This is a genomic window from Wolbachia endosymbiont of Nomada ferruginata (assembly GCF_001675785.1).
In the GTDB taxonomy this organism is placed as follows: Bacteria; Pseudomonadota; Alphaproteobacteria; order Rickettsiales; family Anaplasmataceae; genus Wolbachia; species Wolbachia pipientis.
The window spans coordinates 1-1,326 of record NZ_LYUY01000156.1; the positions used below are offsets into that span (position 1 = coordinate 1).

Genomic DNA, 1,326 nt, shown 5'->3' on the forward strand with positions numbered 1-1,326 from the left:
TAGAGGAGCTCACCAGACAAGATTTGCTCAGGAGGCTCGAGTGTGAGCGTCAGGCTTCTAGTTGTATCGATGAAATATCATCTCAAGCAGAGCTACATATCGGAGAAGGTGATGAGGAGGATCACTTCACTGGTGAAAAAGACAGAGTACTCGGAGGTTTCTGGAATTTCTTTGAACCTCTCTTCAACCTTTTTGAAGTAAATGTAGATGATCCGAAAATCTACCAAATGCTCAAGGAGAAGAAAGAAAAAAACCTGATTACTGCGATAATTAAATTTATGCGTGACAAGCTTAAGGAGTTAATCAAGAAGATTTTTGCACGCGATTTAAGTTTCAATCAGAGGTTGGACAAAGAGATAAAAGAATTGCAGGAAAAATTAGGCAGTGGTGAGTTATCAGAAGAAGAATTTGCAAGGGCGTTAGAAAGATTAACTGCATTGCAAGATCTGAAACTCAGGTTACAAATGGCCGTTGTCGGATGGATTGTTACAATGTTCGCAGAGATGTTTGGAGTTGAGTTGGCGGCTGCGGTAGAGGCATCTACAGAAAAAGAAGATAAAAAAGCAGAAAAAACATCATTAAAGGAAGAAAATAAAGAAGTTTGCGAAAACGTAGAAATAAAAGTGGATGAAAGAGAAAAGCCTAAAGTGCCAGTTTTCCTTTTTGAAGTTTCACCAGGATTTGTAAGACCGGTTGTTCTGAGCAAACCAGAACTTGAAATTGCGTCAGATCCTTTGAAACATCTATTGCGTCTTGCTGAGCTTGAAAGAAAATCTCATGAAAATTCACAAAAACAAAAAGTGGAAGAAGAGAAAAAAGCGAAGCCGGAGGAACCGAAGAAAGAGGTGTGTCCACCGAAACTTCCAGACAAGAAGCCTGTGGCAAGTGGGATAAAAATTAATTTTAATAAAATAAAGAATATTGGTTTCCAAGAAAGGGATGCGAATACTAGTGTTAATGGAAGAGGAACCACGCCACCCACTAATGGACAAGGAAACAAGCTTGATAATGGGAAGAAAAACGAGTCTGCTAGTTATGCAGCAAGCCGTCTGAATGGTAATGTTAATAAGAAAGAAGCGGATAACCTTTACACCGAACTTGCAAAAGAACTTGCCAATTTTAAAATAGGTGTTTGGAATGGTGCTGAGAATGAAGGTTCTGTGAATGATGCTCAATCACCAAGAGGATTGACTAATGATGTAAAAGTTGAGAAATGTGTAGAAGGTCAATCAGTAGGAAAGACATAATCGTGAAGGTAGTTAGATCCCAGTGTCTGGGCACTGGGATGACACCCTCTTGGATGGAAACCAGCGTCAGCTACTTGGA

General features: G+C 39.7%; 1 protein-coding gene. It reads left to right on the plus strand.

Annotated elements, in window-relative coordinates:
• On the plus strand, window positions 1–1,247 hold a 1,247-nt coding region (locus BA053_RS07755; protein WP_065106874.1), incomplete at its 5' end, for a hypothetical protein.
• Window positions 1,248–1,326 lie beyond the last annotated feature (79 nt).